This is a genomic window from Halomonas sp. 3H, assembly GCF_024206005.1.
GTDB lineage: Bacteria > Pseudomonadota > Gammaproteobacteria > Pseudomonadales > Halomonadaceae > Halomonas > Halomonas campaniensis.
In genome coordinates, this window is sequence record NZ_CP100360.1 from 1,599,797 (window position 1) to 1,623,241 (window position 23,445).

At 68.3% G+C, this 23,445-nt stretch carries 23 protein-coding genes; 9 read left to right on the top strand and 14 right to left on the bottom strand.

The window, feature by feature from the left end; genetic code table 11:
- Positions 1-29: 29 nt before the first annotated feature.
- The 3 genes from NFC98_RS07470 to coaE form a co-directional block, all read right to left on the bottom strand.
- Positions 30-917 (bottom strand): DNA replication terminus site-binding protein, encoded by an 888-nt coding sequence (locus NFC98_RS07470; RefSeq protein WP_254277459.1) that lies wholly within the window; start codon positions 915-917, stop codon positions 30-32.
- Between the two features lie 7 nt (positions 918-924).
- Positions 925-1,155, bottom strand: coding sequence for a DNA gyrase inhibitor YacG (gene yacG / locus NFC98_RS07475; protein WP_183334371.1), 231 nt, complete (start codon positions 1,153-1,155; stop codon positions 925-927).
- Between the two features lie 88 nt (positions 1,156-1,243).
- Positions 1,244-1,855: a dephospho-CoA kinase gene (coaE, locus tag NFC98_RS07480; protein ID WP_254277460.1), complete on the bottom strand. Its 612-nt coding sequence runs from the start codon at positions 1,853-1,855 to the stop codon at positions 1,244-1,246.
- 109 nt (positions 1,856-1,964) lie between these two features.
- Between coaE and NFC98_RS07485 the strand changes: the two genes are divergently transcribed.
- Positions 1,965-2,309, top strand: a complete 345-nt coding sequence (locus NFC98_RS07485; RefSeq protein ID WP_254277461.1) for a four helix bundle protein — start codon at positions 1,965-1,967, stop codon at positions 2,307-2,309.
- A gap of 72 nt (positions 2,310-2,381) precedes the next feature.
- Here the strand turns inward: NFC98_RS07485 and NFC98_RS07490 are convergent, their stop codons facing one another.
- The 3 genes from NFC98_RS07490 to pilB form a co-directional block, all read right to left on the bottom strand.
- Complete coding sequence (locus NFC98_RS07490; RefSeq protein WP_254277806.1) at positions 2,382-3,230, bottom strand: A24 family peptidase; 849 nt, start codon at positions 3,228-3,230, stop codon at positions 2,382-2,384.
- A gap of 283 nt (positions 3,231-3,513) precedes the next feature.
- Positions 3,514-4,749, bottom strand: a complete 1,236-nt coding sequence (locus tag NFC98_RS07495; RefSeq protein ID WP_254277462.1) for a type II secretion system F family protein — start codon at positions 4,747-4,749, stop codon at positions 3,514-3,516.
- A 140-nt stretch (positions 4,750-4,889) separates the two neighbouring features.
- A complete protein-coding gene (pilB, locus tag NFC98_RS07500; RefSeq protein ID WP_254277807.1) occupies positions 4,890-6,671 on the bottom strand; it encodes a type IV-A pilus assembly ATPase PilB in 1,782 nt (593 codons plus the stop codon).
- Positions 6,672-7,115: 444 nt separating this feature from the next.
- Between pilB and NFC98_RS07510 the strand changes: the two genes are divergently transcribed.
- From NFC98_RS07510 to NFC98_RS07520, 3 genes are all read left to right on the top strand, one after another.
- Positions 7,116-7,631 carry a pilin gene (locus NFC98_RS07510; RefSeq protein ID WP_367948961.1) on the top strand — a complete coding sequence of 172 codons (516 nt, stop codon included), beginning with the start codon at positions 7,116-7,118 and terminating at the stop codon, positions 7,629-7,631.
- 246 nt (positions 7,632-7,877) lie between these two features.
- Positions 7,878-8,309 carry a large conductance mechanosensitive channel protein MscL gene (gene mscL / locus NFC98_RS07515; protein ID WP_254277463.1) on the top strand — a complete coding sequence of 144 codons (432 nt, stop codon included), beginning with the start codon at positions 7,878-7,880 and terminating at the stop codon, positions 8,307-8,309.
- Positions 8,310-8,401: 92 nt separating this feature from the next.
- Entirely contained in the window at positions 8,402-8,947 is a 546-nt protein-coding gene (locus NFC98_RS07520) for a YqhA family protein (protein WP_254277464.1), read from the top strand.
- A 215-nt stretch (positions 8,948-9,162) separates the two neighbouring features.
- On the opposite strand, the gene NFC98_RS07525 is transcribed toward NFC98_RS07520, so the two are convergent.
- The 3 genes from NFC98_RS07525 to NFC98_RS07535 form a co-directional block, all read right to left on the bottom strand.
- Positions 9,163-10,692: an IS66 family transposase gene (locus NFC98_RS07525; protein ID WP_254275407.1), complete on the bottom strand. Its 1,530-nt coding sequence runs from the start codon at positions 10,690-10,692 to the stop codon at positions 9,163-9,165.
- An 80-nt stretch (positions 10,693-10,772) separates the two neighbouring features.
- Entirely contained in the window at positions 10,773-11,108 is a 336-nt protein-coding gene (gene tnpB, locus NFC98_RS07530) for an IS66 family insertion sequence element accessory protein TnpB (RefSeq protein WP_254275406.1), read from the bottom strand.
- Entirely contained in the window at positions 11,105-11,473 is a 369-nt protein-coding gene (locus NFC98_RS07535; RefSeq protein WP_254275405.1) for a transposase, read from the bottom strand. The genes tnpB and NFC98_RS07535 overlap by 4 nt, the downstream gene beginning before the upstream one ends.
- A gap of 100 nt (positions 11,474-11,573) precedes the next feature.
- On the opposite strand from NFC98_RS07535, the gene NFC98_RS07540 reads away from it, so the two are divergent.
- A complete protein-coding gene (locus tag NFC98_RS07540) occupies positions 11,574-13,004 on the top strand; it encodes an MBL fold metallo-hydrolase RNA specificity domain-containing protein (RefSeq protein ID WP_254277465.1) in 1,431 nt (476 codons plus the stop codon).
- Positions 13,005-13,731: 727 nt separating this feature from the next.
- Here the strand turns inward: NFC98_RS07540 and NFC98_RS07545 are convergent.
- The 5 genes from NFC98_RS07545 to NFC98_RS07565 form a co-directional block, all read right to left on the bottom strand.
- On the bottom strand, positions 13,732-13,944 hold the full coding sequence (locus tag NFC98_RS07545; protein WP_254277466.1) for a hypothetical protein: 213 nt from the start codon (positions 13,942-13,944) through the stop codon (positions 13,732-13,734).
- 135 nt (positions 13,945-14,079) lie between these two features.
- A complete protein-coding gene (locus NFC98_RS07550; protein WP_254277467.1) occupies positions 14,080-16,131 on the bottom strand; it encodes a YjbH domain-containing protein in 2,052 nt (683 codons plus the stop codon).
- 134 nt (positions 16,132-16,265) lie between these two features.
- The gene (locus tag NFC98_RS07555; protein WP_254277468.1) at positions 16,266-17,072 is read right to left on the bottom strand and encodes a capsule biosynthesis GfcC family protein; all 807 of its coding nucleotides are present in this window, start codon (positions 17,070-17,072) and stop codon (positions 16,266-16,268) included.
- Positions 17,063-17,779: a YjbF family lipoprotein gene (locus NFC98_RS07560; protein WP_254277469.1), complete on the bottom strand. Its 717-nt coding sequence runs from the start codon at positions 17,777-17,779 to the stop codon at positions 17,063-17,065. Before NFC98_RS07560 ends, NFC98_RS07555 begins: the two co-directional genes overlap by 10 nt.
- A gap of 13 nt (positions 17,780-17,792) precedes the next feature.
- Complete coding sequence (locus NFC98_RS07565) at positions 17,793-18,209, bottom strand: hypothetical protein (RefSeq protein ID WP_254277470.1); 417 nt, start codon at positions 18,207-18,209, stop codon at positions 17,793-17,795.
- A gap of 431 nt (positions 18,210-18,640) precedes the next feature.
- On the opposite strand from NFC98_RS07565, the gene NFC98_RS07570 reads away from it, so the two are divergent.
- From NFC98_RS07570 to NFC98_RS07585, 4 genes are all read left to right on the top strand, one after another.
- Complete coding sequence (locus tag NFC98_RS07570) at positions 18,641-19,756, top strand: polysaccharide export protein (RefSeq protein WP_254277471.1); 1,116 nt, start codon at positions 18,641-18,643, stop codon at positions 19,754-19,756.
- Positions 19,756-20,193: a low molecular weight protein-tyrosine-phosphatase gene (locus NFC98_RS07575; RefSeq protein ID WP_254277472.1), complete on the top strand. Its 438-nt coding sequence runs from the start codon at positions 19,756-19,758 to the stop codon at positions 20,191-20,193. The genes NFC98_RS07570 and NFC98_RS07575 overlap by 1 nt, the downstream gene beginning before the upstream one ends.
- Positions 20,194-20,387: 194 nt before the next feature.
- Complete coding sequence (locus NFC98_RS07580; RefSeq protein WP_254277473.1) at positions 20,388-20,729, top strand: four helix bundle protein; 342 nt, start codon at positions 20,388-20,390, stop codon at positions 20,727-20,729.
- 218 nt (positions 20,730-20,947) lie between these two features.
- The gene (locus NFC98_RS07585) at positions 20,948-23,125 is read left to right on the top strand and encodes a polysaccharide biosynthesis tyrosine autokinase (RefSeq protein ID WP_367948962.1); all 2,178 of its coding nucleotides are present in this window, start codon (positions 20,948-20,950) and stop codon (positions 23,123-23,125) included.
- The last annotated feature ends 320 nt before the right edge of the window (positions 23,126-23,445 follow it).

Consider the following 23,445-nt stretch of genomic DNA (forward strand, 5'->3'; position numbering starts at 1 on the left):
GTAGAGGTCTGCCTCGGTGGTGACTTGCCTCACCGATACCGATACACCCGCAGGCTGGGCAGGAAGGGCTCGTCCTCGAGCTTCTCGTCGCGGCGGCGGGCGCGGGTGCGGGCGTCCGGCGGCGTGGGCGGCGGCAGGTTGTGGTCCGGCAGGCGGCCGTCGGGGGCGGGCACGAACAGCGGCAGCGCCACGTTCATGGCGCGGCGGGTGCGGCCGTCCTCCAGGGGCTCGCGATAGAAGAGGTTGGCACGCATCAGCGGCGCCTGGCGCTGTACCTGGGCGAGCGGTTCGCCGTCGGGGATGCCGGCCAGCCGCCGCAGCTGGATCCGCACATGGGCGGCATCGCTGTCGAGCTTCAGCAGTTTCTGCTCCGCCTCGCGCACCGTCAGCCGCTTGATGGAGCGCCCGCTGGTGTACCAGGCCAGGCGCACGCGGGCCACTGGCGCCTCGGCGACCGGGATGTGCCGCCAGCACTGCTTGAGGTGAAGCCGCGCCAGGCCCTGCCCGCGCAGGTGGTCGTGGAGCTCGGGGTGGCGGAAGGGCAGCACCGCCTTGGCTTCGGGGATCAGCGTTGGGGCGTCCTCGCGGATCCGGGCCAGCAGGGCGCCCAGCGCCGCCTTGGCGGCATTGGCCTCGGCAACGGCCTCCATCAGCGGTTCATTGGCGGCCACCAGGCCGATGTGGGCGCGGGTCGCCCGGCCGTCCTGGCCGTCCTGGTACCAGACGTCCAGCAGGGCGTGGCGCAGCCACTCGGCCGCCCGCTCGGCGCCGACCGGCTCCGGCTCGCCGAAGATCCAGCAGGCGGCAGGGTCCTGCCGGAAGGTCGTGGCCACCGCCTCACCGCGCTCCACCAGGGTGTCGAACGCGGCTTCCAGCTCGGCCAGCAGGCGGTATTCGGGGCGGGGCGGGTGGCTCAACGCGGGGTCACTCCGGTTCCTGGAAGCCACGCTCGGCGCGCAGGATCATCTCGTCGATCTCGGTCTCGTCCATGGCCGGCTCGCCGGCGATGCGGCGGGAGCCGTCGGCCCAGGCGCCCAGGTCGATCAGGCGGCAGCGCTCGCTGCAGAAGGGGCGGTAGGGGTTGTCCTCGCGCCACACGACCTTCTTGCGGCACTGGGGGCAGGCGACTTCCAGGGGGCGGTCGGATTGGCTCATGGGGCTCCTTGGAGGCGTTGTCGTTCGCGGGGAAGGGCCCATGGTAACCGGCCGCGGGCCGGAAGGGTAATGGCCCGGCGCCGCGGGCTCAGGCCGGCGAGTGGCCGGCCAGGGCACGGTACTGCCGATCCAGCTCGGTGACCCGCTGGCGCATCTCGGCCTCGCTGCTGTCGTTGTCCAGCACGTCATCGGCGCGGGCCAGCCGCTCGGCGCGGGGCATCTGGGCGGCGACGATGGCGCGGGCCTGGGCCTCATCGACGTCGTCCCGGGCGGCGGTGCGCGCGATCTGCACCGCCTCGGGCACGTCGATCACCAGGGTGCGGTCGACCAGCTCGCTCTGGCCGGACTCGAACAGCAGCGGCGAGACCAGCAGCCCGTAGGGCGAATCATCCGCCGCGATCCGCGCCAGGTGCTCCCGCAGCCGCTCGCGGATGCGCGGGTGGGTCACCGACTCCAGCCAGCGCCGCTCGGCCGGCTCGGCGAAGACGATCTCGCGCAGCGCCCGGCGGTTCAGGGTGCCGTCGGCGTTGAGCACCCGCGTGCCGAAGCGCTCGGCAATCTCGGCCAGCGCCGGCTCGCCCGGCTCGACCACCTCCCGCGCCACGTCGTCGGCATCCACCCAGGGCACGCCCAGCGCCGCGAAGGCCCGCGCCACGGTGGACTTGCCCGAGGCGATGCCGCCGGTCAAGCCGATGATCATGAGGCCCTCCGGGTGAGCGCCCGGCGCCTAGCGCCCAGCGCCCAGAGAGGCAGTGTCGATGAAGTGGGGCTATCCTGTGATTCCATACAGTTTTTTCGGGTTCCATGTCATGAAATTCGAAGACTTGCTGGTGTGGAAACGCGCCTCACGCCTGTGTGCTGAGATATACAAGGCCTTCGCCGACTCGCGCGACTATGGATTCAAGGACCAGATCACCCGGTCGGCCTTGTCGATTGCCAGTAATATCGCCGAGGGGTACGAGCGGGACCTGGATCGAGATCGCGTGCGCTTTCTCAGCTATGCAAAGGCCTCTTGCGCAGAGCTGAGGACCCAAGTCTACATTGGTCTCGAGATCGGCTATATCCCTCACCCTGACGGCAAGCGGTGGATTGCGGAAACCCGCGAGCTCTCCAGGATGCTCTATGCCTTGATGCGGACGATGCGCCCCGCATGATGCCTGGCGCTCGGCGCTCGGCGCTCGGCGCTCGGCGCTCGGCGCTCGGCGCTCGGCGCTCGGCGCTCGGGGTCAAAGCACAAAGAAGCTTCCATACACCGCCATCAGCGGCTCGCCGCCCAGCAGCGCGATCCAGCCGGCCAGCGCCAGGTAGGGGCCGAAGGGCATCGGCGCGCCGCGCAGCCGCGGCACCGCCAGCTGCACCAGGATGCCGATGATGGCGCCCACCCCGGCGGAGAGGATCAGCAGCAGCGGCAGGGCCTGCCAGCCCATCCAGGCGCCGAGTGCCGCGAGCAGCTTGAAGTCGCCATAGCCCATGCCCTCCTTGCCGGTGATCAGCTTGAAGGCCCAGTAGAAGCTCCACAGCGCGAGATAGCCCGCCATGGCGCCGATCACCGCGCTGGGCAGCATCAGCGGCTGGAACAGCAGCTGGTAGGCGAGCCCCGCCCAGAGCAGCGGCAGGGTGAGCAGGTCCGGCAAGAGCTGGGTGCGCAGGTCGATCACCGCCATGGCCAGCAGCGCAAGGCAGGCCCCCAGTACGAACAGGCCCTGCCAGGTGGCGCCGAACAGCGCCACCACGGCGAGTGTCAGCGCGCCGCCGGCCAGCTCCACCAGCGGGTACTGGGGGCTGATGCGCGCCTCGCAGTGGGCGCAGCGCCCGCGGCGCTTCAGCCAGCCGACCACCGGCAGGTTGTCGTGCCAGGCGATGGGGGTCTCGCAGCTCGGGCACATTGAGCGCGGGGTGGCCAGGTTGAAGGTGGGGTGCTCCTCGGCGGGCAGCTCCAGCGCGTCGCGGGCCTCGGCCCGCCAGCCCTGCATCAGCATCACCGGCAGGCGCACGATCACCACGTTGAGGAAGCTGCCCAGGCACAGGCCGACGAAGGCGGCCAGGGGCCAGAGCAGGGAAGGGGGTAGGTCCAGCAAGATTGAATCCTTAATAAATCAGGTGTGGGCCCTTCGGGCAGCTACAAGCTACAAGGAGCAAGCTACAAGGAAACCCCTTGTAGCCTGCCGGGAAGGGGAGGTCATCCTGCCTTGCAGCTTGCAGCTTGCAGCTTGCAGCTTGCAGCTTGCAGCTTGCAGCTTGCAGCTTGCAGCTTGCAGCTTGCAGCTTGCAGCTTGCAGCTTGCAGCTTGCAGCTTGCAGCTTGCAGCTTGCAGCTTGCAGCTTGCAGCTTGCAGCTTGCAGCTTGCAGCTTGCAGCGCTAGATCACGCTACCCAGCTCGAAGATCGGCAGGTACATGGAGATCACCAGGCCGCCGACCAGCACGCCGAGCACCACGATGATGAAGGGCTCCAGCAGCGAGGTGAGGGTGTCGACCATGTTGTCGACCTCCTCCTCGTAGTAGTCGGCCACGCGGTTGAGCATGGCGTCGAGCGACCCCGCCTCCTCGCCGATGCCGACCATCTGGATGGCCAGGGCCGGGAACTGCTCGGTCATGCGCATGGCGAAGGCGAGCTGCTGGCCGGTGGCCACGTCCTCGCGGACCTGGGCCACGGCGCGCTCGTAGACCTTGTTGCCGGTGGCGCCCGCGGCGGTGTCCAGCGCCTCCACCAGCGGCACGCCGGCGCCGAAGGTGGTCGCGAGCGTACGCGAATAGCGCGCCACGGCGGACTTGTCGAGGATCTCGCCGATCACCGGCACCTTCAGCGACCAGGCGTGCATGCGGTAGGCGAAGGCCTCGGACTTCTTCATGCCGGTGCGGATGAAGAAGATGAAGGCGGCGAAGCCCAGCACCCCCCACCACCAGTAGGCCTGGAAGAACTCGGACAGCGCGATGGTCATCCGCGTCATGGCCGGCAGCTCGGCGCCGAAGCCGTGGAAGAGGCTCTCGAACTGCGGCACCACCTTGATCAGCAGCAGGGCGGTGACGCCGATGCCGACGGCGATGACCGCCGCCGGGTACCAGAGCGCCTTCTTGACGCGCCCCTTGAGCATCTCCACCTTCTCCTTGTAGGTGGCGACCCGGTCGAGCATGCGGTCCAGAGAGCCGGACTGCTCGCCGGCCTCCACCAGGTTGGAGAACAGCCGGTCGAAGTGCTGGGGGTGGCGCTTGAGGGCATCGGAGAAGGTGGCGCCAGCCGCCACGTCGTTCATCAGCTCCTGCACCAGGGCACTCATGGCGGGCTTCTTGAGGCTCTCGGCCACCACCTGGAAGGCCTGCAGCACCGGCACGCCGGCGCGGATCATGGTGGCCATCTGGCGGGCGAAGAGCATGATGTCCTTGGGCTTGATCGAGCCCATGCCGCCGCCGAAGCCGCCCTTGCGCTTGACGTTCTTGACGATGATGTTCTGGCCCTGGAGGATCCGTTCGACCTCCATCTTCTGGGCGGCGATGATCTCACCCCCCACCCGGCGCCCGCCCGGGCCCTTGCCGCTCCAGTTCCAGCGGTAGAGCTTGGTCTTCTGGTGGGGGCGCAGTTTCCGTGCTGTGGCCATGGTGGACTCCCTGTTCCCTGCGTATTTATTGAGCTACAAGCTACAAGGACCAAGTTGCAAGGAAAACCATTGCCTCTTGCGGTGCTGGTGGCACTTTCCTGCCTTGCAGCTTGCAGCTTGCAGCTTGCAGCTTGCAGCTTTCAGTCCTTCGTCACCCGGTTGATCTCCGCCAGGCTGGTCACCCCCTGCATGGCCTTGAGCAGGCCGCTGCGGCGCAGGTCCGGGTGGCCCTCCCTTCTCGCCAGCTCGTCGAAGTCCATGGAGTTGCCCTGCTTCATGATCAGGTTGCTCATCGCCTCCGAGATCGGCACCACCTCGTAGATGCCCACCCGGCCCTTGAAGCCCTTGGTGCACTGGCGGCAGCCCACCGGCTCGAAGATGGTGGCGTTGGCGATCTCCTCCTCGGAAAAGCCCTGCTGCAGCAGCACCTCGTGGGGGATGTCCGCCGGCTGCTTGCAGTGCTTGCAGAGCTTGCGCGCCAGGCGCTGGGCGATGATCAGGCTCACCGAACTGGCGATATTGAACGGCGCCACGCCCATGTTGGCGAGGCGCGTCAGCGTCTCCGCCGCGGAGTTGGTGTGCACGGTGGAGAGCACCAGGTGGCCGGTCTGGGAGGCCTTCACGGCGATCTCGGCGGTCTCCAGGTCGCGGATCTCGCCGACCATCACGACGTCCGGGTCCTGGCGCAGGAAGGCGCGCAGGGCGCTGGCGAAGTCCAGGCCGATCTTGGGCAGCACGTTCACCTGGTTGACCCCGGGCACCTTGATCTCCACCGGGTCCTCGGCGGTGCAGATGTTGCGCTCCACCTGGTTGAGGATGTTGATGCCGGTGTAGAGGGTCACCGTCTTGCCGCTGCCGGTGGGGCCGGTGACGAGGATCATGCCCTGGGGCTGGTCGAGCACCGTCTCGTACATCGCCTTCTGTTCCGGCGTGAAGCCGAGCTGCTCGATGCCTAGCTGCGCCGAGGTGGGGTCGAGGATCCGCAGCACCACCTTCTCGCCGTAGACGGTGGGCAGCGAGTTGACGCGGAAGTCGATGGAGCGGGTCCGGGAGAGCTTGAGCTTGATGGCGCCGTCCTGGGGCAGGCGCCGCTCGGAGATATCCAGCCGCGACATCACCTTGAGGCGCGCCGAGATGCGCGAGCGCATGGCGAAGGGCGGGTGAGCCACGTCGTGGAGGATGCCGTCGATGCGAAAGCGCACCCGGTAGCTGGTCTCGTAGGGCTCGAAGTGGATGTCCGAGGCGCCGCGGTGGATGGCGTCGAGCAGGATCTTGTTGACGAACTTGATGATCGGCGCGTCTTCGCTGGCGGCGTTCTGCTCGGCCTGGACGTCCACCTCGCCGTCGCTGCCCTCGTCGCCGTAACCCAGCTCGCCGATGGCGTCGTCCACCCCCTTGAGCTCGTCGAGCATGCTCTTCTCGCTGCGGGCGAGGTAGCTCTCCAGCACCGGGCCGAGCTGGTCCACCGGTGCCAGTACCCCCTCCGGGGTCAGGCCGGTGGCAAACTGCAGCTCGTCGAGCTGGGCGAGCGTCGAGGGGTAGGGCACCGCCACGGTGAGCCGATGGCCGTGCTGCACCAGCGGCAGGATCTTGAGCCGGCGCAGGATCTTCTCGGGGAAGGCCTCCGCCTTGGGCAGCGTCTCGGGGCGGATGGCGTCCAGGTCGATGATCGGCAGGCCGTACTCCCAGGCCGAGGAGAGCGTGGCCGGCCGGGCCGCCACCAGGCCGGAGTCGATCACGTGCTCCAGCAGCGAGACCTCGGCCTCCTTGGCCTCCAGCTCGGCGCGGGCCGCCGCCGCCTCGGAGAGCCGCCCGTCCTGCACCAGCCGGCGGGCCAGGCCGCGCAGGCCGCTGGCACTACCCGGGCGCGTGCTCTCCAGCGGGGTGTCCAGGTGCGGCGGCGGGGTACGGTAGTCGTTCATGGCGTCTCGCGGGTGTCGGTCAGGCGTCAGGCGGATGAGGGTCAGCATGGGCCACGCCAGCAAGCCCCGGGGCTGGCGCGAATCACCCTCCCATTCTAGCCCCACCCGGCCGCCCCCGCCCAGCGCCGTACCACGCGGATTCAACCTTTTGGGGGGCGATGTTGAGCCTCGCCGGGTGAGTTTTGCCGATTTGGGGCAATCCGGCCTTGCAAGGTTGCGAAGCGTAACTTAATGTAAGCATAGGGTCGCGCCGGGCAGGGCGAGACCCATGAAGAAAAGTTATCGGTAGGCGAACGGTCCGAAGCCACTGGTGGGAGCCCGATTTATCGGGCGATTCTGCCGAGTTGCCAAGGTCATTAGGTCTATCACCACAACCCGCACGGGCGGCAAGAAGAAGGCATATGCCAGACGCGCCACGGCGGACGCATCAAAAGGGGCAGGACCATGAAAAAGCAAGGGTTGAACAAGTACGTCAAGCACGGCCAGGGTGGTTTTACCCTGATCGAACTGATGATTGTGGTAGCAATCATCGGGATTCTGGCTGCTATTGCAATTCCGCGTTACCAAGACTATGTGGCGCGAAGTCAATTTGCCGAAGCTCATTCACTTCTCGGTGGGTCTAGGGTTGCCGTTCAGGAAAGTATCGATGCTGGAAGGCAGATCGACGCTGCACTAGCCAATCTTGGACTCCAGCTTCAAGGTAAGCATGGTGGTATTTTAACAGCTGATGTTGATGCATATGACCCGGGGACCGCTACTACTGATTTCGAAATTCAATATCAGTTTGGGCATGTTGCGATCACGGGCGAAACAGTTGAATATAGCCCGCGTTTAAATTCATCAGGAACCACAGGCGCGATCGTAACTTACACTTACGATGCTGACAATGGTCTTTGGAGCTGTGAGACTGATGCAGATACCTCTGTAGCAACTAATTGTGATGAAGCTACCACCCCATAACCGATTTAGCACGTAGCTTGAAGTAACACCAGTGGTCGGCAGCGATGCCGGCCACTGGTGTTTTTGTATCCGCCTGCTGCCCCTTGCCCCTTGGCTAATCGAACCAATCTCTCTTCATATTCCCCGCTTCCCGGTACCGTGCCAGCGCCTCTGGCGACACATCCGAACTACACTTTATCTTGCCGGCATCGCTGCCGGCGGCACCGGTGCAAGATGGCCCCGACATGACCCCGAGGAGGGCGAGCGATGTTCAAGGAGTTCAAGGAATTTGCCGTGCGCGGCAACGTGGTGGACATGGCGGTGGGCATCATCATCGGCGGGGCCTTCGGGACCATCGTCTCGAGCCTGGTCAATGACGTGCTGATGCCGCCGATCGGCCTGCTGATGGGCGGCGTCGACTTCTCCGACATCTTCCTGGTGCTGAAGGGCGAGGGGCCCTACGCCACCCTGGCCGATGCCACCGCGGCGGGGGCGGTCACCATCAACGTGGGGGTGTTCGTCAACAACGTGATCAGCTTTTTGATCGTGGCGTTCGCGGTGTTCCTGCTGGTGAAGGGCATCAACCGGCTGCGCCGCCAGCAGGCCGCGGCGCCCACGGAGCCCACCGCCCCGCCGGAGGATATCCTGCTGCTGCGCGAGATCCGCGACAGCCTGGCGCGGCGAGACGAGGCGCCCTGAGGGGCGACGCCGCAGGGGCCTGCCGCCGGCGGCCAGGCGGCCCGGGGCATGCTAGGCTTGTCGCTCACGTGCATCGGGATCAGGAGTGGGACATGACGCAGCATCGGGAGCCGGGCACCAATCCCCAGGGGCGCTGGGAGAGGCGCGTGGAACGCTGGCTATGGAACTCCCGCTACCTGGTGATGCTGGCGGTGATTCCCAGCCTGCTCGGCGCGCTGGTGCTGTTCGTGATCGGTACTCTGGACATCCTGACGCTGGCGATCGACGCGGCGGCCTACTACCTGGTGGGTGGGACCGTGGATATCCATGACACCCTGGTGCCCAGCGTGGTGCTGGCCGTGGACATCTACCTGGTGGCCATCGTGCTGCTGATCTTCGGGCTCGGGGTCTACCGGCTGTTCGTCTCGCCCATCGAGCAGGCCGAGGACCATGCCCCCCACCACCCGTTCAACGTCGACTCCTTCGACGAGCTCAAGGACAAGATCGCCCGCGTGGTGATCCTGGCCGTGATCATCGAGTTCTTCCGCGCGGTGGTGGACATCCGCTTCCAGACCCCGCTGGAGGCGATCTACCTGGCCCTTTCGGTGCTGGCCCTGGCCGGGGCGCTCTACCTGATGAGCAAGACCCACCGGGGGTGATACAGCCAATCGGGGAGAGGCCCCATTTTCCGCTTGGCCTGAAGCGAAGCCACGGCACCAGCGATCGAGCGATTCCGGCGGTTGACGCTTTTGCTCCCTCTTCACCCCTTGGTCCCCTGCCTGTTTTGCCGCCTACACTGAGGCTATCCACCGGCAGGGAGGCCAGCGCGATGCCCGACGTACGTAAGCGACCGGGCATCACCGCCGGCGCATGATCAGGCGGATTGTTGCCAGTGATGGGGCAGGAGCTCGTGGAGCTGGCTGGCCTTCTGAGTCGGCAGCCGTTCCAGCACGTCCTTCAGGTAGGCGTAGGGCTCATGGCCATTCAGCTTGGCACACTGGATCAGGCTCATGATGGTGGCGGCACGCTGGCCACTGCGCAGTGATCCAGCGAACAGCCAGTTGGAACGTCCGAGCGCCCAGGGGCGAATCAGGTTCTCGACTTGGTTGTTGTCGATCGGCAACCCGCCGTCGTCGAGGTAGCGCGTCAGCGCCGCCCAACGCTTCAGGCTGTAGTCCAGCGCCTTGGCGGTGGCTGTACCGTTCGGCACTTTCTCTCTGTGAGCCAACATCCAGCGGTGCAGCGCGTCGGCGATGGGCTTTGCTCGTGTCTCCCGCAGCCGTTGGCGCTCTTCAGCGCTCAGTGACTGGGCCTCGCGCTCTACTTGGTAGAGCTGACCGATCAGCTCGATGGCCTGACCGGCGATCTGGCTCTTGTCAGCCACGTGCAGATCGACGAACTTGCGCCGGGCGTGGGCCATGCAGCCGATTTCGGTGACGCCGTTGGCAAAACTCTGCTTGTAGCCACTGTAGTCGTCGCACACCAGCTTGCCCCGCCAGTCGCCGAGGAAGTCGCGGGCATGCTGGCCGCCGCGCCCTTCGCTGAAGTCGTAGACCACCGCCTTCAATCCGGCGTAGGGCGTGGTGGCATAGGCCCAGAGGTAGGCGCGGTGGGTTCTCTTCTTGCCCGGGGCCAACATCGGTACCGGCGTCTCGTCGGCATGCAGCACGGGTTCACTGAGTAGCAGGTCACGCAAGGCATCGATCAGCGGCTGGAGCCGCACGCCGCAGATGCCGACCCATTCAGCCAGGGTGGAGCGCGGAAGCGCCACGCCGGCGCGGGCGAAGATCTGTGCCTGACGATAGAGCGGCAGGTGATCGGCATATTTGGCGATCAGCACCTGGGCCAGCAGGCCGGCGGTGGGGATGCCCTTGTCGATGATCTGCGCCGGCATCGGCGCCTGGGTCAGCGTCTCGCACTGGTCGCAGACCCACTTGCCACGGATATGCCGCTCGACGTGGAACACGCCCGGCGTGTAGTCGAGCTTCTCGCTGATCTCTTCGCCGATCCGCCGCAGCTGGCAGCCGCAGGCGCAATGTTCGCTCTTCGGGTCATGGTGGATCTCGGTGCGCGGCAGTTCGGGGGGCAAGGGAGCGCGCTTGGGGGCCTTCTTGGTCGCCGGCGGCGTGGAGGCGAGCTTCAGGTCTTCCAGCTCGGTCTCGATGGCAGCGATGTCGGCATCCACCACCTCCTCCAGCAGGCTGATCTGCAGGACGTTGAGCTGCTCGCTGCGCTTGCCGAAGGCGTGGCGCTTGAGCAATGCCAGTTCATAGGTCAGCTTCTGGTTGACCTGCTCGCTGTGCCGGAGCGCCTTATCTTTTTCTTCCACCTGCGACATCAGCGTTGCCGCCAGGTGGCGGAGCTGATCGGGAGAGAGCTGAGACAGATCGGGCGACGTGGTCATCCGACAAGTATGCCAGCCCGACGCTGACAGCGGGATTAGCGCATCCGCGAATAGCCGGGCCGCCACGTCTGTGCCGCGGATCACACGATGGAGATCACTCCGCCGGCGCCGAGACGCTGCCAGGGCAGGCCTTGAACCAGCGCCGTCACCTGCTCGGGGCAGAGCGCGACGCGATCGCCATGCCAGTTACCGGCCCAGTGGAACTTGCCCTGGTTCAAGCGCCGGGCACATAGCCAGACACCCAGGCCGTCGTGCACCAGCACCTTCATACGGTTGCCGCGACGGTTGGCAAAGAGATAGGCACAGTGCGGACGTGCCGCGCCGAACACCTTGACCACTCGGGCCAGCGCGGTATCCGGGCCGGCACGCATGTCCAGCGGCTCGGTGGCCAGCCAGATCTCGTCGATACGGATCATGCGAGAAGCTCTCGGATCAGAGATCGGCAGGCGTCGGCCTCCGAGGCAGGCCACTCGATGACCAGCGGGCCGTTGGGGTGCGGGATCGTGAGGAGAATATGGTCCGCCACCTGATTCTGGCGAGCGACCGGTAATGAGGTGCTGGACATGGGCACCGGCACAAACGCGGGTGCTTCTGGCGCGGCAGTCCGCTGACGGGCGGTGCGGATCCACTTGTGGACCAGGTTGGCATTAAGGCTGTGCTCCAGGGCAACCCCGGCCACGGAGGCGCCGGGCTGCTGGCAGGCCTCGACGATTCTGGCCTTGAACGCGGCGGTGAAACGACGACGCTTCCGAGGGGCTTCCAGCACGCTTAAGTCAGTCATGGTAGGTGTCCACTTATTAATAGGTGGGCACCTAATGTCGCTGGCCAGAGGGTTCCGCGGAAGGCGTGTTCACCGGCCCGTTACCGACGTACCCCATACGATGCCCCACCCGGTCCCCGAGATTCGCCACCACGGCGGCGCCAGCGGCGTGACCGGCAGCTGTCACCGCTTCCAGCTGGCGCCGGACCGGGCCGTGCTGATCGACTGCGGCCTCTTCCAGGGCCAGGACGCCGAGGCCCTGGAGAGCCTCGAACAGCACCGGGTCACCTTCCCGGTGGAGGACGTGCTGGCGCTGGTGGTCACCCATGTGCATATCGACCATATCGGCCGGCTGCCCTACCTGCTGGCGGCGGGGTGGCGGGGGCCGATCCTCTGTTCTGTGCCTTCGGCCCGGCTGCTGCCGCTGGTGATCGAGGACGCCCTGAAGGTCGGCTTCACCCGCGACCGGGCGCTGATCGAGCGCTTCCTGGCCGAGGTGGAACCCCGCCTGGTGGCGCTTTCGTACCGCACCTGGCACACCCTGGTGGACGACGCCCGCCACCGTCTGCGGGTGCGCCTGCAGCGCGCCGGGCATATCCTGGGCTCCGCCTACGTGGAGCTCGACAGCCTGGACCGCGAGACGGGGGCTACCCACCGCACGCTCTTCTCCGGCGACCTGGGCGCGCCCCATGCGCCGCTGCTGCCGGCGCCCCGGCCGCCGTGGCGCTGCGACACCCTGGTACTGGAGAGCACCTACGGCGACCGCGAGCACGAGGATCGCCGCCACCGCCGCGACCGGCTCAAGGCCGCCATCGACCGGGCCCTGGCCAACGGCGGCACGGTGGTGATTCCCGCCTTCAGCATCGGCCGCACCCAGGAGCTGCTCTACGAGATGGAGACGCTGATCCACCGGGCCGGCAGCGCGCGCTGGCGCGAGCTCGAGATCATCGTCGACTCGCCCCTGGCCGCGCGCTTCACCGCGGTCTACCGCGAGCTCAAGCCCTGGTGGGACGCCGAGGCGCACCGGCGGCTGCGCGGCGGGCGCCACCCGCTGAGCTTCGAGAATCTCACCACCGTGAGCTCCCACGAGGAGCACGAGCGCACCCTGTCGTATCTCGCCGAGAGCGGCCGCCCGGCGGTGGTGATCGCCGCCAGCGGCATGGTCAGCGGCGGCCGGGTGGTCAACTACCTGAAGCGGATGCTGGGGGATGCGCGCCACGGCGTGCTGTTCACCGGCTACCAGGGGGCGGGCACCCCGGGGCGCGACATCCAGCGCTACGGCCCCCGCGGCGGCTGGGTGGAGCTCGACGGCCAGCGCATCGACATCCGCGCCCGGGTGGAGACGGTCTCCGGCTACTCCTCCCACGCCGACCGACGCAACCTGCTCGACTTCGTGCGCCGCATGCGCCACCCGCCTCGCCATGTCCGCCTGGTGCACGGTGACCCGGACGCCCAGCGCGCCCTGCGCGAGACCCTGCTGGCCTGGGCCGATACGGCGGGCCACCCGCTGGAGGTGAGCCTGGGGTGTGAGCAGGAGCAAGCGCCGAGGTGAGATGATTCTGGTAGGAGCCCGGGTCCCCCGGGCGATGGCGGGGCTGCCCATGCCTGAAAGGTACTCGACAGTTCCAACGCCGCTATCGCCCGGCAGAGCCGGGCTCCCACCAGAAGCCGAACCACCTGTGGCCCTCCCAGACCACCGAGTCTTGCTAATACTGGTGGGAGCCCGATTTATCGGGCGATGCAGTGCTCCGGCGATAGCACAAGCCTTCAAGGCCGGAGCCATTCTGAAAGGCTGGCAACACCTCAATCGCCCGGCAGAGCCGGGCTCCCACCAGAAGCCGAACCACCTGTGGCCCTCCCAGACCACCGAGTCTTGCTAATACTGGTGGGAGCCCGATTTATCGGGCGATGCAGTGTTCCGGCGATAGCACAAGCCTTCAAGGCCGGAGCCATTCTGTAAGGCTGGCAACGCCTCAATCGCCCGGCAGAGCCGGGCTCCCAGCAGTAGGGGCAGGTCTCCCGTCGGCATGAGCAGCCAAGGTGAGAGGGTTCTGGTAGGAGTCCGATTTATCGGTGGTGCGACATTTCGGCGATGGCGGGGTTGCCAAGGCCCGAAAAGGTACTCGACAGTTCCAACACCGCTATCGCCCTGCAGAGCCGGGCTCCCAGCAGTAGGGGCAGGTCTCCCACCGGCATGAGCAGCCAAGGGCAGGTCTCCCTTTGACAGGAACAGGCCTGGGTGGCAGGCTTCATCGCCGATATGGCCGGCTCCCGGTGGCTCAGGTCGCCGCGCCCATGTCCGCCGGTACCGCGTGGTGCAGCCTGGCCCGGGCGTGGCACTGCAGGCAGGTGACCTCGGCGAGGTCGTTGGCCTGGGGGGCGATCTCGAAGGCCTGCCACCGGCGCTCGCCGCGGCCGATCTCGATGTTGCCGCAGCGGCAGCTGAGGATGTAGGTGCCGCTGGAATCCCGGTCGAGTGTGACGGATGACATCTGGCTTCCCTCCCTGGAAGTGTTCAGGCCAGGCTAAGCCCGCGGTGGGCGAGGGAACAGCCGCCCGCGGCGACAGGGCGTGTAGGCGTTGGCTGACACAGGCGGCGAGGCCGCCGGGGCAGGGCGCTCGGCGCTTCAGTCCCACGTCCTCGGATAGGCCTCCCAGTAGCCGTCCAGGCGGCGCTCGTGGGTCATCTCGTAGAGCGAGTGGCGGCGGCCCAGCATGGCGCCGCCGTCGCGGGTCAGCGGCTGCCAGGCGATGGCGGCGCGGTCGCGGCTGGAGCGGGTGAAGAAGGCATCCAGCGGCATCGAGAGGTAGAGCCCCTTGTCGAAGCCGCCCTCGCCGAAGTCGTCGCCGGCGTCGGTCCAGGTGCCCCAGGCGCCGATGCGCACGCCGGAGTCGAACTCCCGGGAGAGGTCCAGGGTGCCGCCCACGTCGCCGGCCAGGTAGCGGCCGACGCTCACCTTGGCCAGCACGTCCTCGATGCCGGTCTCCACGTAGGCGGTGAGGTGCCCGGTCCAGGTGTCGTAGTCGCGCAGGCCGAAGCCCTGGTCGAAGTCGCGCTGGCGCACCCAGTTGAGGTCGGCGCCCAGGGCGAACGGCGAGTCGAAGGGGCGGTAGAGCAGCTCGCCGCCGGCGCCGGCGAACATCATCTCCAGCAGGCCGCCGTAGCCCATGGCGAACCAGCTGCCGCCCAGGTGGGCGGTGCGAGTGTACTGCAGGTTCTCGATGCCCACGCTGGACTCGCTCAGGTAGTCGCCGATGAAGGTGCGCACCCGCGGCAAGCGTGACTCGGCGATGTACTCGTAGTTGTCCAGGTTGTCGAGCAGGGTGGCGGTCACCCCGGCGGAGAACCAGCCGTTGGCGTCGGTGCGGTACTCGGCGTTCAGCACCGCCAGCAGGCGGTAGAGGTAGCCATCCGGGCCGCCGAAGTTCTGGTCCAGCCGCGGCCCCAGGCCCCACTCGAGGCGCCGCGGGTCGGCGACATGCAGCGCCTCGCCGCGCTCGCCGGTGCCCGGCTCAAGCCGCGCATGGGCGTAGATGCCGTGGCGGTGGGTCGTCTCCGCCTCGGCGTCGCGCGCCGCCGCCACGAAGGCCGCCCGGTCGTGGACGTCCTCGCGCATCGGCAGGCCGCGCTCCTGCCAGCGGAAGCGGAAGGTCTCCACCTCGGGGTCGGCCTGGGCGTGCAGGATCCGCGCGGCGCGCCCCTCGCTCTGGCTCAGGTGGCGGAAGGTCACCGGCTCCGCGGTGACGCGCAGGTCGCGACCGTCCCGGCGGATGCTGGCCACCCGCATGCCGGCGTTGCTCTCCAGCGCGTCGGCCACCTCGGCCCAGCTCTCGCGGGGCGGGGCCTCGAGGGGCATCGGGGCGGGGTCGTTCTTCACCTGGCGCAGCCCGGCCAGGTCGAGGTTCCAGGCCACTCCGGCCATGGCGGTATTGCCGCGCTGCCAGCCGGCACGCAGCTCCAGGTTGTCGGAGAGCGCCAGGCGGGCGCCCAGGTTCACGCGGCTGTCGCGGTCCTGGTCGTTGTCCTGGGGCTCGTTGGCGTAGTCGTTCCCTTCCACCTCCAGCTGCAGCACCAGCGGGGCCCAGGGCGTCTGCCACTCGACGCCGCCGAACAGCGCCATGGGCCCGCGGAACAGCGCATCCAGGGCGAACTCGCCGCCCTGGTCGCCGCCGGCCCGGCGCGGGCGCTCGTCGAAGCGCTCGGCCAGCCAGCCGAAGGGGGAGTCCACATCGGCCTGGTTGCCCAGATACCCCCAGCCCAGGCCCAGGGTGAAATCGAGATCGTGCCAGCGCTTGCTGGCCGCCAGGTACTCGGCGCCGAACAGGGTGGTGCCGCCCACGTCGCGAAAGCCCAGGGCGAGCTGCGGCCAGTAGCGGGTCTCCCGGAGCAGGCGCACCTTCATGTCGAAGCCCTTGTCGAGGTTGGGGCGCCCGTCGCCGGCTGCCACGAACTCGCGGTTCTCCACCTCCACGTAGCGAAAGCCCCCCTCGAACCACTCGGTGGGCTGGAAGAAGACGTTGTAGCGCCGGTAGGGCGAGGTGCGGCTCCAGCTCACGCTCATGGTGCCTTCCGGCGCCATCCGCGCCGTCGGCGTCTGCATCAGCCCCACGCCGCCGAAGTCGCCCTGGCCGGTACCGAGCTCGCCGGCGAGGCCGTCGGCGCCGGCGGGGGAAGCCACCAGCCAACAACCGCCAGCCACAAGCCACAAGCGGCAAGCGGCAAGGAACCCCTTGCTACCTTGGCGCCTTGATCCCCTGTGGCTTGTCGCTTGTAACGTGTCGCCTGTCGCTTGCCCCTTGTAGCTCCCCGGCATCATCCTTCCTCCCCCATGCCTTGCAGGCGGCACTCATCCCCCGGCAGCCGTGTCGCCAGATACGCCGGCAGCCGCTCGTTGATCAGCTCGCTCTCGATCGTCGTTCCCGGGAAGGGCAGGGCGCCGCGCAGGCCCTGGGGGCCGGGCAGCTGCACCATCACCCGGCTGCCCGGGGCCAGCGGCAGGGTCTCGCGGTTCCAGGCGGCGATGCCCAGCCGGCGGACCTGGCCCAGCGGGTCGATCACCGCGGCGTGGTCGGCGCGCCGGGCCGCGGTGGAGGGCAGCCCGTCCATCAGCGCCGCCAGGTCGAGCCCGGGCCGCCAGGGCCGGCGCTCCACCCCGGCAAGGCTCCACACCTCGACCCAGTCCGGCACGTCACAGCGCCCCCAGTGGGCCAGGCGAGCCAGCGGCGGGTCCTGGCGCAGGTTGGCGCCCAGCCAGGGCAGGTCGAAGCGCCCCGGGGTGCGGGCCATGGTCGGATCGTCCGCCTCCAGCGCCTCGGCCCAGGCGGCCAGGCCCGCGGCCAGCGGGGCATTGCCGGCCACCCGGGCGCTGATCACCAGGGTGGCGAGCTCTTCCACCAGGCGCTCGCGCTGCTGCGGCAGCCGCTCGGCGGTGGCGTGCCGCAGGGCCACGCTGTGGCTCCAGGTGACCGGCTCGGGCTCGGTCTCCAGCACGGCCAGCCACGCCTCGGCCAGCGTGGTGGGCTCGGCGGGTGGCTGGGCGAGCGCCGGGGCGGCGGCGATGGCCAGGCCGGCGAGCCCCGCGGCGAACAGGCGCCCCAGGCGCGTGAACGTTACCACCATGGCCGTGCCACCTCCCATTCGATGCGTGGCCCGCCGGGCCAAGGGGTCTCCGCCACGGCCCACAGCCGGCGCGACTCGGCCTCGCGCCACAGGGTGCCAGTGGTCACCCGGCCGTCGTCCCAGGTCAGGCGCTGGTCGCAGCGCTGCAGCGCCAGGCTCGCCAGCGGCAGCTCGCGGGGCTCGGGCGCCCGGCACGCCAGCCGGCCCCGGGCCGAGCGACGCACCACGGCGCCGTCGGCCTCCTGCCAGCTGCGCTCCAGGCGGAACTCAGCGGGGGTCGCCTCGCGCCAGGGCACGTGGCCCGCTGCCGGGGCGTCGCCTTCCAGGGGGCGATAGCGGGTGTCGAGGAGGTCGCGGGGCAGCCCGGCGGTGGCCTGCAGCCCCTCCCGGTGGAGGGTGATCAGGCCGCCGCTGCCGGTGGGCCACAGGGTGGTGTCGCCCGCCTGGGCGCCCATCACCACCAGGCCGCGGCGGTCGCCGGCATCCAGCGCCAGGCTGGCGAAGGGGATGGCCGCGGCGCGTTCGGCGGCCGGGTCGTCGCCGGGCAGCAGGCCCTGCAGGGCATCGCCGAGCAGCGAGGGTCCGCCGCTGGCGCAGCCGGCCAGCAGCAGGGGCAGGGCAACCAGGGAAGCGGCACGGCGCAGACGTGAAAGAGCCGCCCGGGGGCGGCTCTTGCGCTCGGCCGTCAGTGTGACGTCTGGCGGCATGGGGGGCGTCCGATCAGTTGGTACCGGTGGTGCCGGTCGTGCCGCCGGGGCCACCGGCGCCCCCGTTACCGCCGCCGCCGCCACCGGAGCTGGCGGCCACGCCCACGCCCAGGGCCGCGGCCGCGCCAATGCCGGCCAGTGCGGTGGTGGAAAGCCCGGTGGCGGCGGCGAGGCCCGCCAGGCCGCCGGTGCCTGCGGCACCCCCAGCGGCGGCACCCGCGCCAGCGCCTGCCCCCGCGCCTGCCCCTGCGCCGCCGGAGCCGGCCGCACCGGCTCCCGCCGCGCCGCCTTCAGCGGCACCTGCACCCGCACCGGCACCGGCGCCAGCACCGCCGGAGGCCGCGCCGCCGGATTCGACACCCTGGGCCATGGCCAGGGGAGAGGCCAGCAGGCCGGCGATGGCCGCAATGGCGAAGGTCTGCTTGATCATGGAGTGACTCCTTGTCGATGAGCGACACGGCACCCGATGGTGCCCTGCGGGGGATGGTAATGCCTGCAGGATGACATTGGTAGTGCAGGCGGGGTGAGTTGACCAAGGTTTTCATTTGAGACGACTTCCTTGTAGGAAATCGCAGACAATTGGTGTCGGTTAATGGACGCTTATGGTTCCGCCGCGGGTTAGCATGCTAGACTCCGCCCGCTCAGTTTCCTGGGTTATCCTGCTGTAACATTTAGGGTTTTCAATAACCTGCCATCGGAGCGGGACGCCAGGACGGCGGCCTGCCCGAACAATCCGATTGTCTAGCCCGTCGCTGCGGCGGCGGGCCCATTGCCGGCCTCAGGGATGCGCCTTTGTCACCCTGGGGCGGTAGCGTGTCTCCACGACGCTCGTGCTCCCCCTTACCCGACAGGCATCCTTCTATGCGCCATCTGCCTCCTCTTCGTCTGCTGCTCGTCCTGGCCGGCGCCGCCTGGCTCTCCGGCTGTGCCCTGGCCCCCGGCGGCCACATGGACTATCGCACCGAGACCGCCCCGCTGGATGACCTGGTGGATATCGAGCCGATCACTCCCGGGCTCGTGGCCACCTACCGCAATACCGTCAGCCGCGCCGCGCCGATGCCCGAGGGGCTGCGCGACGACCTGGATGCCTGGACCTACCGCATCGGCCCCGGCGACGTGCTCAGCATCATCGTCTACGACCACCCGGAGTTGACCATCCCCGCCGGGGCCGAGCGCAGCGCCGCCGAGGCCGGCAATCAGGTGCGCAACGACGGCACCATCTTCTACCCCTTCATCGGCCGGGTGCAGGTCGCCGGCAAGACCCTGGACGAGGTGCGCCGGCTGATCACCGAGCAGCTGGCCGCCTTTATCTTCGAGCCCCAGGTGGACGTGGGCATCGCCGACTTCCGCTCCCAGAAGGTGCTGGTCAGCGGTGCGGTGGAGCAGCCCGGCAGCCTGCCGGTGACCAGCGTGCCGCTGACCCTGGCCGACGCCATCGGCCAGGTGGGCGGCGCCCGCGACGACGCCAACTGGCACGAGGTGATCCTGACCCGCGACGGCGAGGAGCAGCGCCTCTCGCTCTATGCCCTGCTGCGCCAGGGCGACCAGACCCAGAACCGCCTGCTGCGAGACGGCGACGTGCTCCACGTGCCCAGCGCCGAGAACCAGGCCGTGGCGGTGATGGGCCAGGTGCGCAGCCCCGGCAACATCGCCCTGGGCAACGAGCGCCTCTCGCTGACCGACGCCCTGGCCCGCGCCGGCGGCGTCGACGAGGGCACCGCCCAGCCCTCCGGCATCTTCGTGATCCGCGGCCAGGAGGAGGGCAGCGACAAGCTCGCCACCGTCTACCAGCTCGATATCCGCAACGCCACCGCCTTTACCCTGGGCAGCCACTTCACGCTGCAGCCCCAGGACGTGGTCTACGTCACCACCGCTCCGTTGGCGCGCTGGAACCGCGTGATCAGCCTGCTGCTGCCGTCGATCCGCCTGCCGGGCTTCGCGGGTGACAGCATCTCCGACGCCCGGGACGCCAACTGATGTTCCAGCGCATCCTGGTGGTCTGCACCGGCAACATCTGCCGCAGCCCGGTGGCCGAGGCGATGTTCCGGCGCGCGCTGCCGCAGCGCGAGATCAGCTCCGCCGGCCTCGGCGCCCTGGTCGGCCACGGTGTCGAACCCACCGCCCGGGCGCTGGCCGAAGCCGACGGGCTCGATGTCTCGAACCACCAGGCCCGCCAGCTCACCGTCGAGATGCTCCAGGCCGCCGACCTGGTGCTCGTGATGAGCGACGGCCAGCGCCGCGCCATCGCCGACCTCGCCCCCGAGGCCCTGGGCAAGACCATGACGCTCGGCAAGTGGCTCGACGGCGGGCAGGGCAAGGAGATCCCCGACCCCTACCGCAAGAGCCGTGAAGCGTTCGAGCATGTGCATAGGCTGTTGCGGGATGCCACCAACGAATGGGCGGCTAGGTTGTAGCGGCTGATAGCAGCAAGCTGCAAGGGGCAAGCTTCAAGCTGCAAGGAAAACCCGAGGGCAGGCCGCGAGGTGGGCGCTCCCTGGGCCAGTTTGCAGGAGGCCGGCTCCGCCGCGCGAACGGAGGCCTCCCTAAGGTGCATTCGGCTCCTGCTTGGCTAATCTCAGGAAACATGTTTTCCGAGGAGATTGGCAGAATGAAATTCGAGGATCTGCAGGTCTGGAAACGTTCAGCTCGGCTATGTGCCGATGTCTACACGCAGTTCAAGGACTGCAGGGATTTCGGTTTCAAGGACCAGATAACCCGATCGGCCCTATCTATCGCCAGCAATATTGCTGAGGGCTACGAGCGTGACAGTGAGAGGGATCGGGTCAGGTTCCTCAGCTATTCGAAGGGCTCCTGCGGGGAGCTCAGAACACAGATCTATATTGGCATGGAAATCGGCTACATCAGCAAGCCCGTCGGTCAGGAGTGGGCACAGGAAACCCGAGAGATTTCCAAGATGCTTCACGGGCTGATGGCCTCATTCCGCCGTTAAACCAAGATCATACGAACAGTCATATCATCAACGATCATGCCGCTGGGTTTCCTTGCAGCTTGCTCCTTGTAGCTTGCAGCTCAGGCTTGCAGCTTGCTCCTTGTAGCTTGCAGCTCAGGCTTGCAGCTTGCTCCTTGTAGCTTGTAGCTGGCCCACCCAGCCCGGAGAATTCACCCTACATGTCTGACTCGCAGAACCTCAGTACGAAGCCAGCGTCGGTGGCAGACGACGAAATCGACCTCGGCCGCCTCTTCGGCCTGCTCCTCGACCACAAGTGGCTGATCATCGCCGTCACCGCGCTGTTCGCCTTCGCCGGGGTGGTCTACGCCCTGCTGGCCACGCCGGTCTACCAGGCCGATGCGCTGGTGCAGGTTGAGCGGCGCTCCTCCATCAGCCCGCTGGGGGATCTCGGCAGCGTGTTCGGCGAGGAGACCGACAGCCGCACCTCCGCCGAGGTGCAGATCCTGCGCTCGCGCATGGTGCTGGGCCAGGTGGTGGACCGGCTCGAGCTGGATACCGTGGTCACGCCGGCCCCGCTGCCGCTGCTGGGCGATGCCCTGCGCCGCCGTGGCATCGAGCGCCCCGGCTTCATGGAGGGGCGCGCCGCGGTATGGGGCGGCGAGCACCTGGCGCTGGGCCGCTTCGAGGTGGCCGACTCGCTGCGCGGCGAGCCGCTGACCCTGGAGGCCCTGGGCGAGGGTCGCTACCGTCTGCTGCTCGAGGGTCGCGAGCTGGGCGAGGGGCAGGTCGGCCAGCTGGCGCAGTTCCGCGAGGGGGAGGTCGAGCTGCGCGTGGCGGAGCTCACCGCCGCCCCGGGGGCCGAATTCACCCTGACCAAGCGCAGCCGCGCCGCCGCCATCCGCAGCCTGGCGGGCCGCTTCAACGTCAGCGAAGTGGGGGGAGGGCGCAACACCAGCACCGGCATGCTCAACCTGACCCTCACCGGTACCGACAACCGCGAGATCAAGCACGCCCTGGATACCGTGGCCGAGGTGTTCCTGCTGCAGAACGTGGAGCGCCAGTCCGCGGAGGCCGAGCAGAGCCTGGAGTTCCTCCAGGAGCAGGCGCCGGAGCTGCGCGCCCAGCTCTCCGCCGCCGAGGATCGCCTCAACGACTACCGCGTCGACATGGACAGCGTGGACCTCTCCAGCGAGTCACGCGCCGCCATCGAGCAGTTCATCGAGATCGAACGCCAGCTCAACGAGCTGGAGTTCCAGGAGGCCGAGCTGGCCCAGCGCTTTACCCGCGACCACCCCAGCTACCAGGCGCTGTCGCGCCAGAAGCGCTACCTGCAGGACGAGCGCGCCGAGCTCAACCAGCGGGTCAACCAGCTGCCCGCGGCCCAGCAGGAGGTGGTTCGCCTGACCCGCGACGTGGAGGTCACCCAGGCGATCTATGTCAACGTGCTCAACAAGGTGCAGGAGCTGCAGGTCGCCAAGGCCGGCACCGTGGGCAACGTGCGCATCATCGACGACGCCCTGGTGGGCCCGGGCCCCATCGAGCCCAAGAAGCCGCTGATCGTGGTGCTGGCCACCCTGCTCGGCGGCATGCTCAGCGTCGGTGTGGTGCTGGTGCGCGGCCTGCTGCGCCGCGGCGTGGAGTCGCCGGAGCAGATCGAGGAGACCGGCCTGCCGGTCTACGCCACCGTGCCGCTCTCCGATGCCCAGCAGAAGCTGATCAAGCGCATCAAGCACAAGCGCGACCGCAAGGGGCAGGAGGTCGCCACCGCCGTGCTGGCCGAGCGGGCGCCGGCGGACACCTCCATCGAGGCGCTGCGCAGCCTGCGCACCAGCCTGCACTTCGCGATGATGGAAGCCGGTGACAACCGCCTGGTGATCACCGGCCCCAGCCCCGGCATCGGCAAGAGCTTCATCGCCGTGAACCTGGCCGCGGTGTGCGCCCAGGCCGGCCAGAAGGTGCTGGTGGTGGATGCCGACATGCGCAAGGGCCACGTGCACTACGCCTTCGGTGGCAAGAGCGAGGGCGGGCTCTCCGAACTGCTCTCCGGCAAGGCCGGGCTTCACGAGGTGATCCGACCGGGCAACCAGGAAGGGCTGAGCTACATGTCCCGCGGCAGCGTACCGCCCAACCCCGCGGAGCTGCTCACCCACCAGCGCTTCAGCGACTTCCTGGCCCAGGTCAGCGAGCAGTACGACCTGGTGATCCTCGACACCCCGCCGGTGCTCGCCGTCACCGACGCCGCCGTGGTCGCCAAGCAGTGCGCCACCACCCTGATGGTGGTGCGCTTCCAGCTCAACCCGGTGAAGGAAATCCAGATCGCCACCCGCCGCCTGGAAAATGCCGGCGTGTCGCCCAAGGGCGCGATCCTCAACGCCATGGAACGCAAGGCCGCCACCTACTACGGCTACGGCTACTACAACTACTCGTATAAATAAGGGCTATTTGTAGGAGGCCGGCTCCGCCGGGCGAATGGAGGCCGAAGGACTCCTTGCTGAGTCTAGAAATTATCATTGCGCCGGGTCAGACTCCCGGCGGTATGCAAGGCAGCAGCGCCTGATGCCCCGGGGGTCAGACTCCCGGCGGGGAGCAATACAAGCGGAAAAGTAAGCCAGCACGTGCATCGAGATATGTCAGGGGTCTGACCCCAAGGGGCAGGCCACCAACGCCTGACCCAAGAGGCCACCAGCGCTGGGCCGCCCCATCCCTTGCGGTGTGCACCATGCCCGACCCTCGCCGGGTCAGACTCCCGACGGCG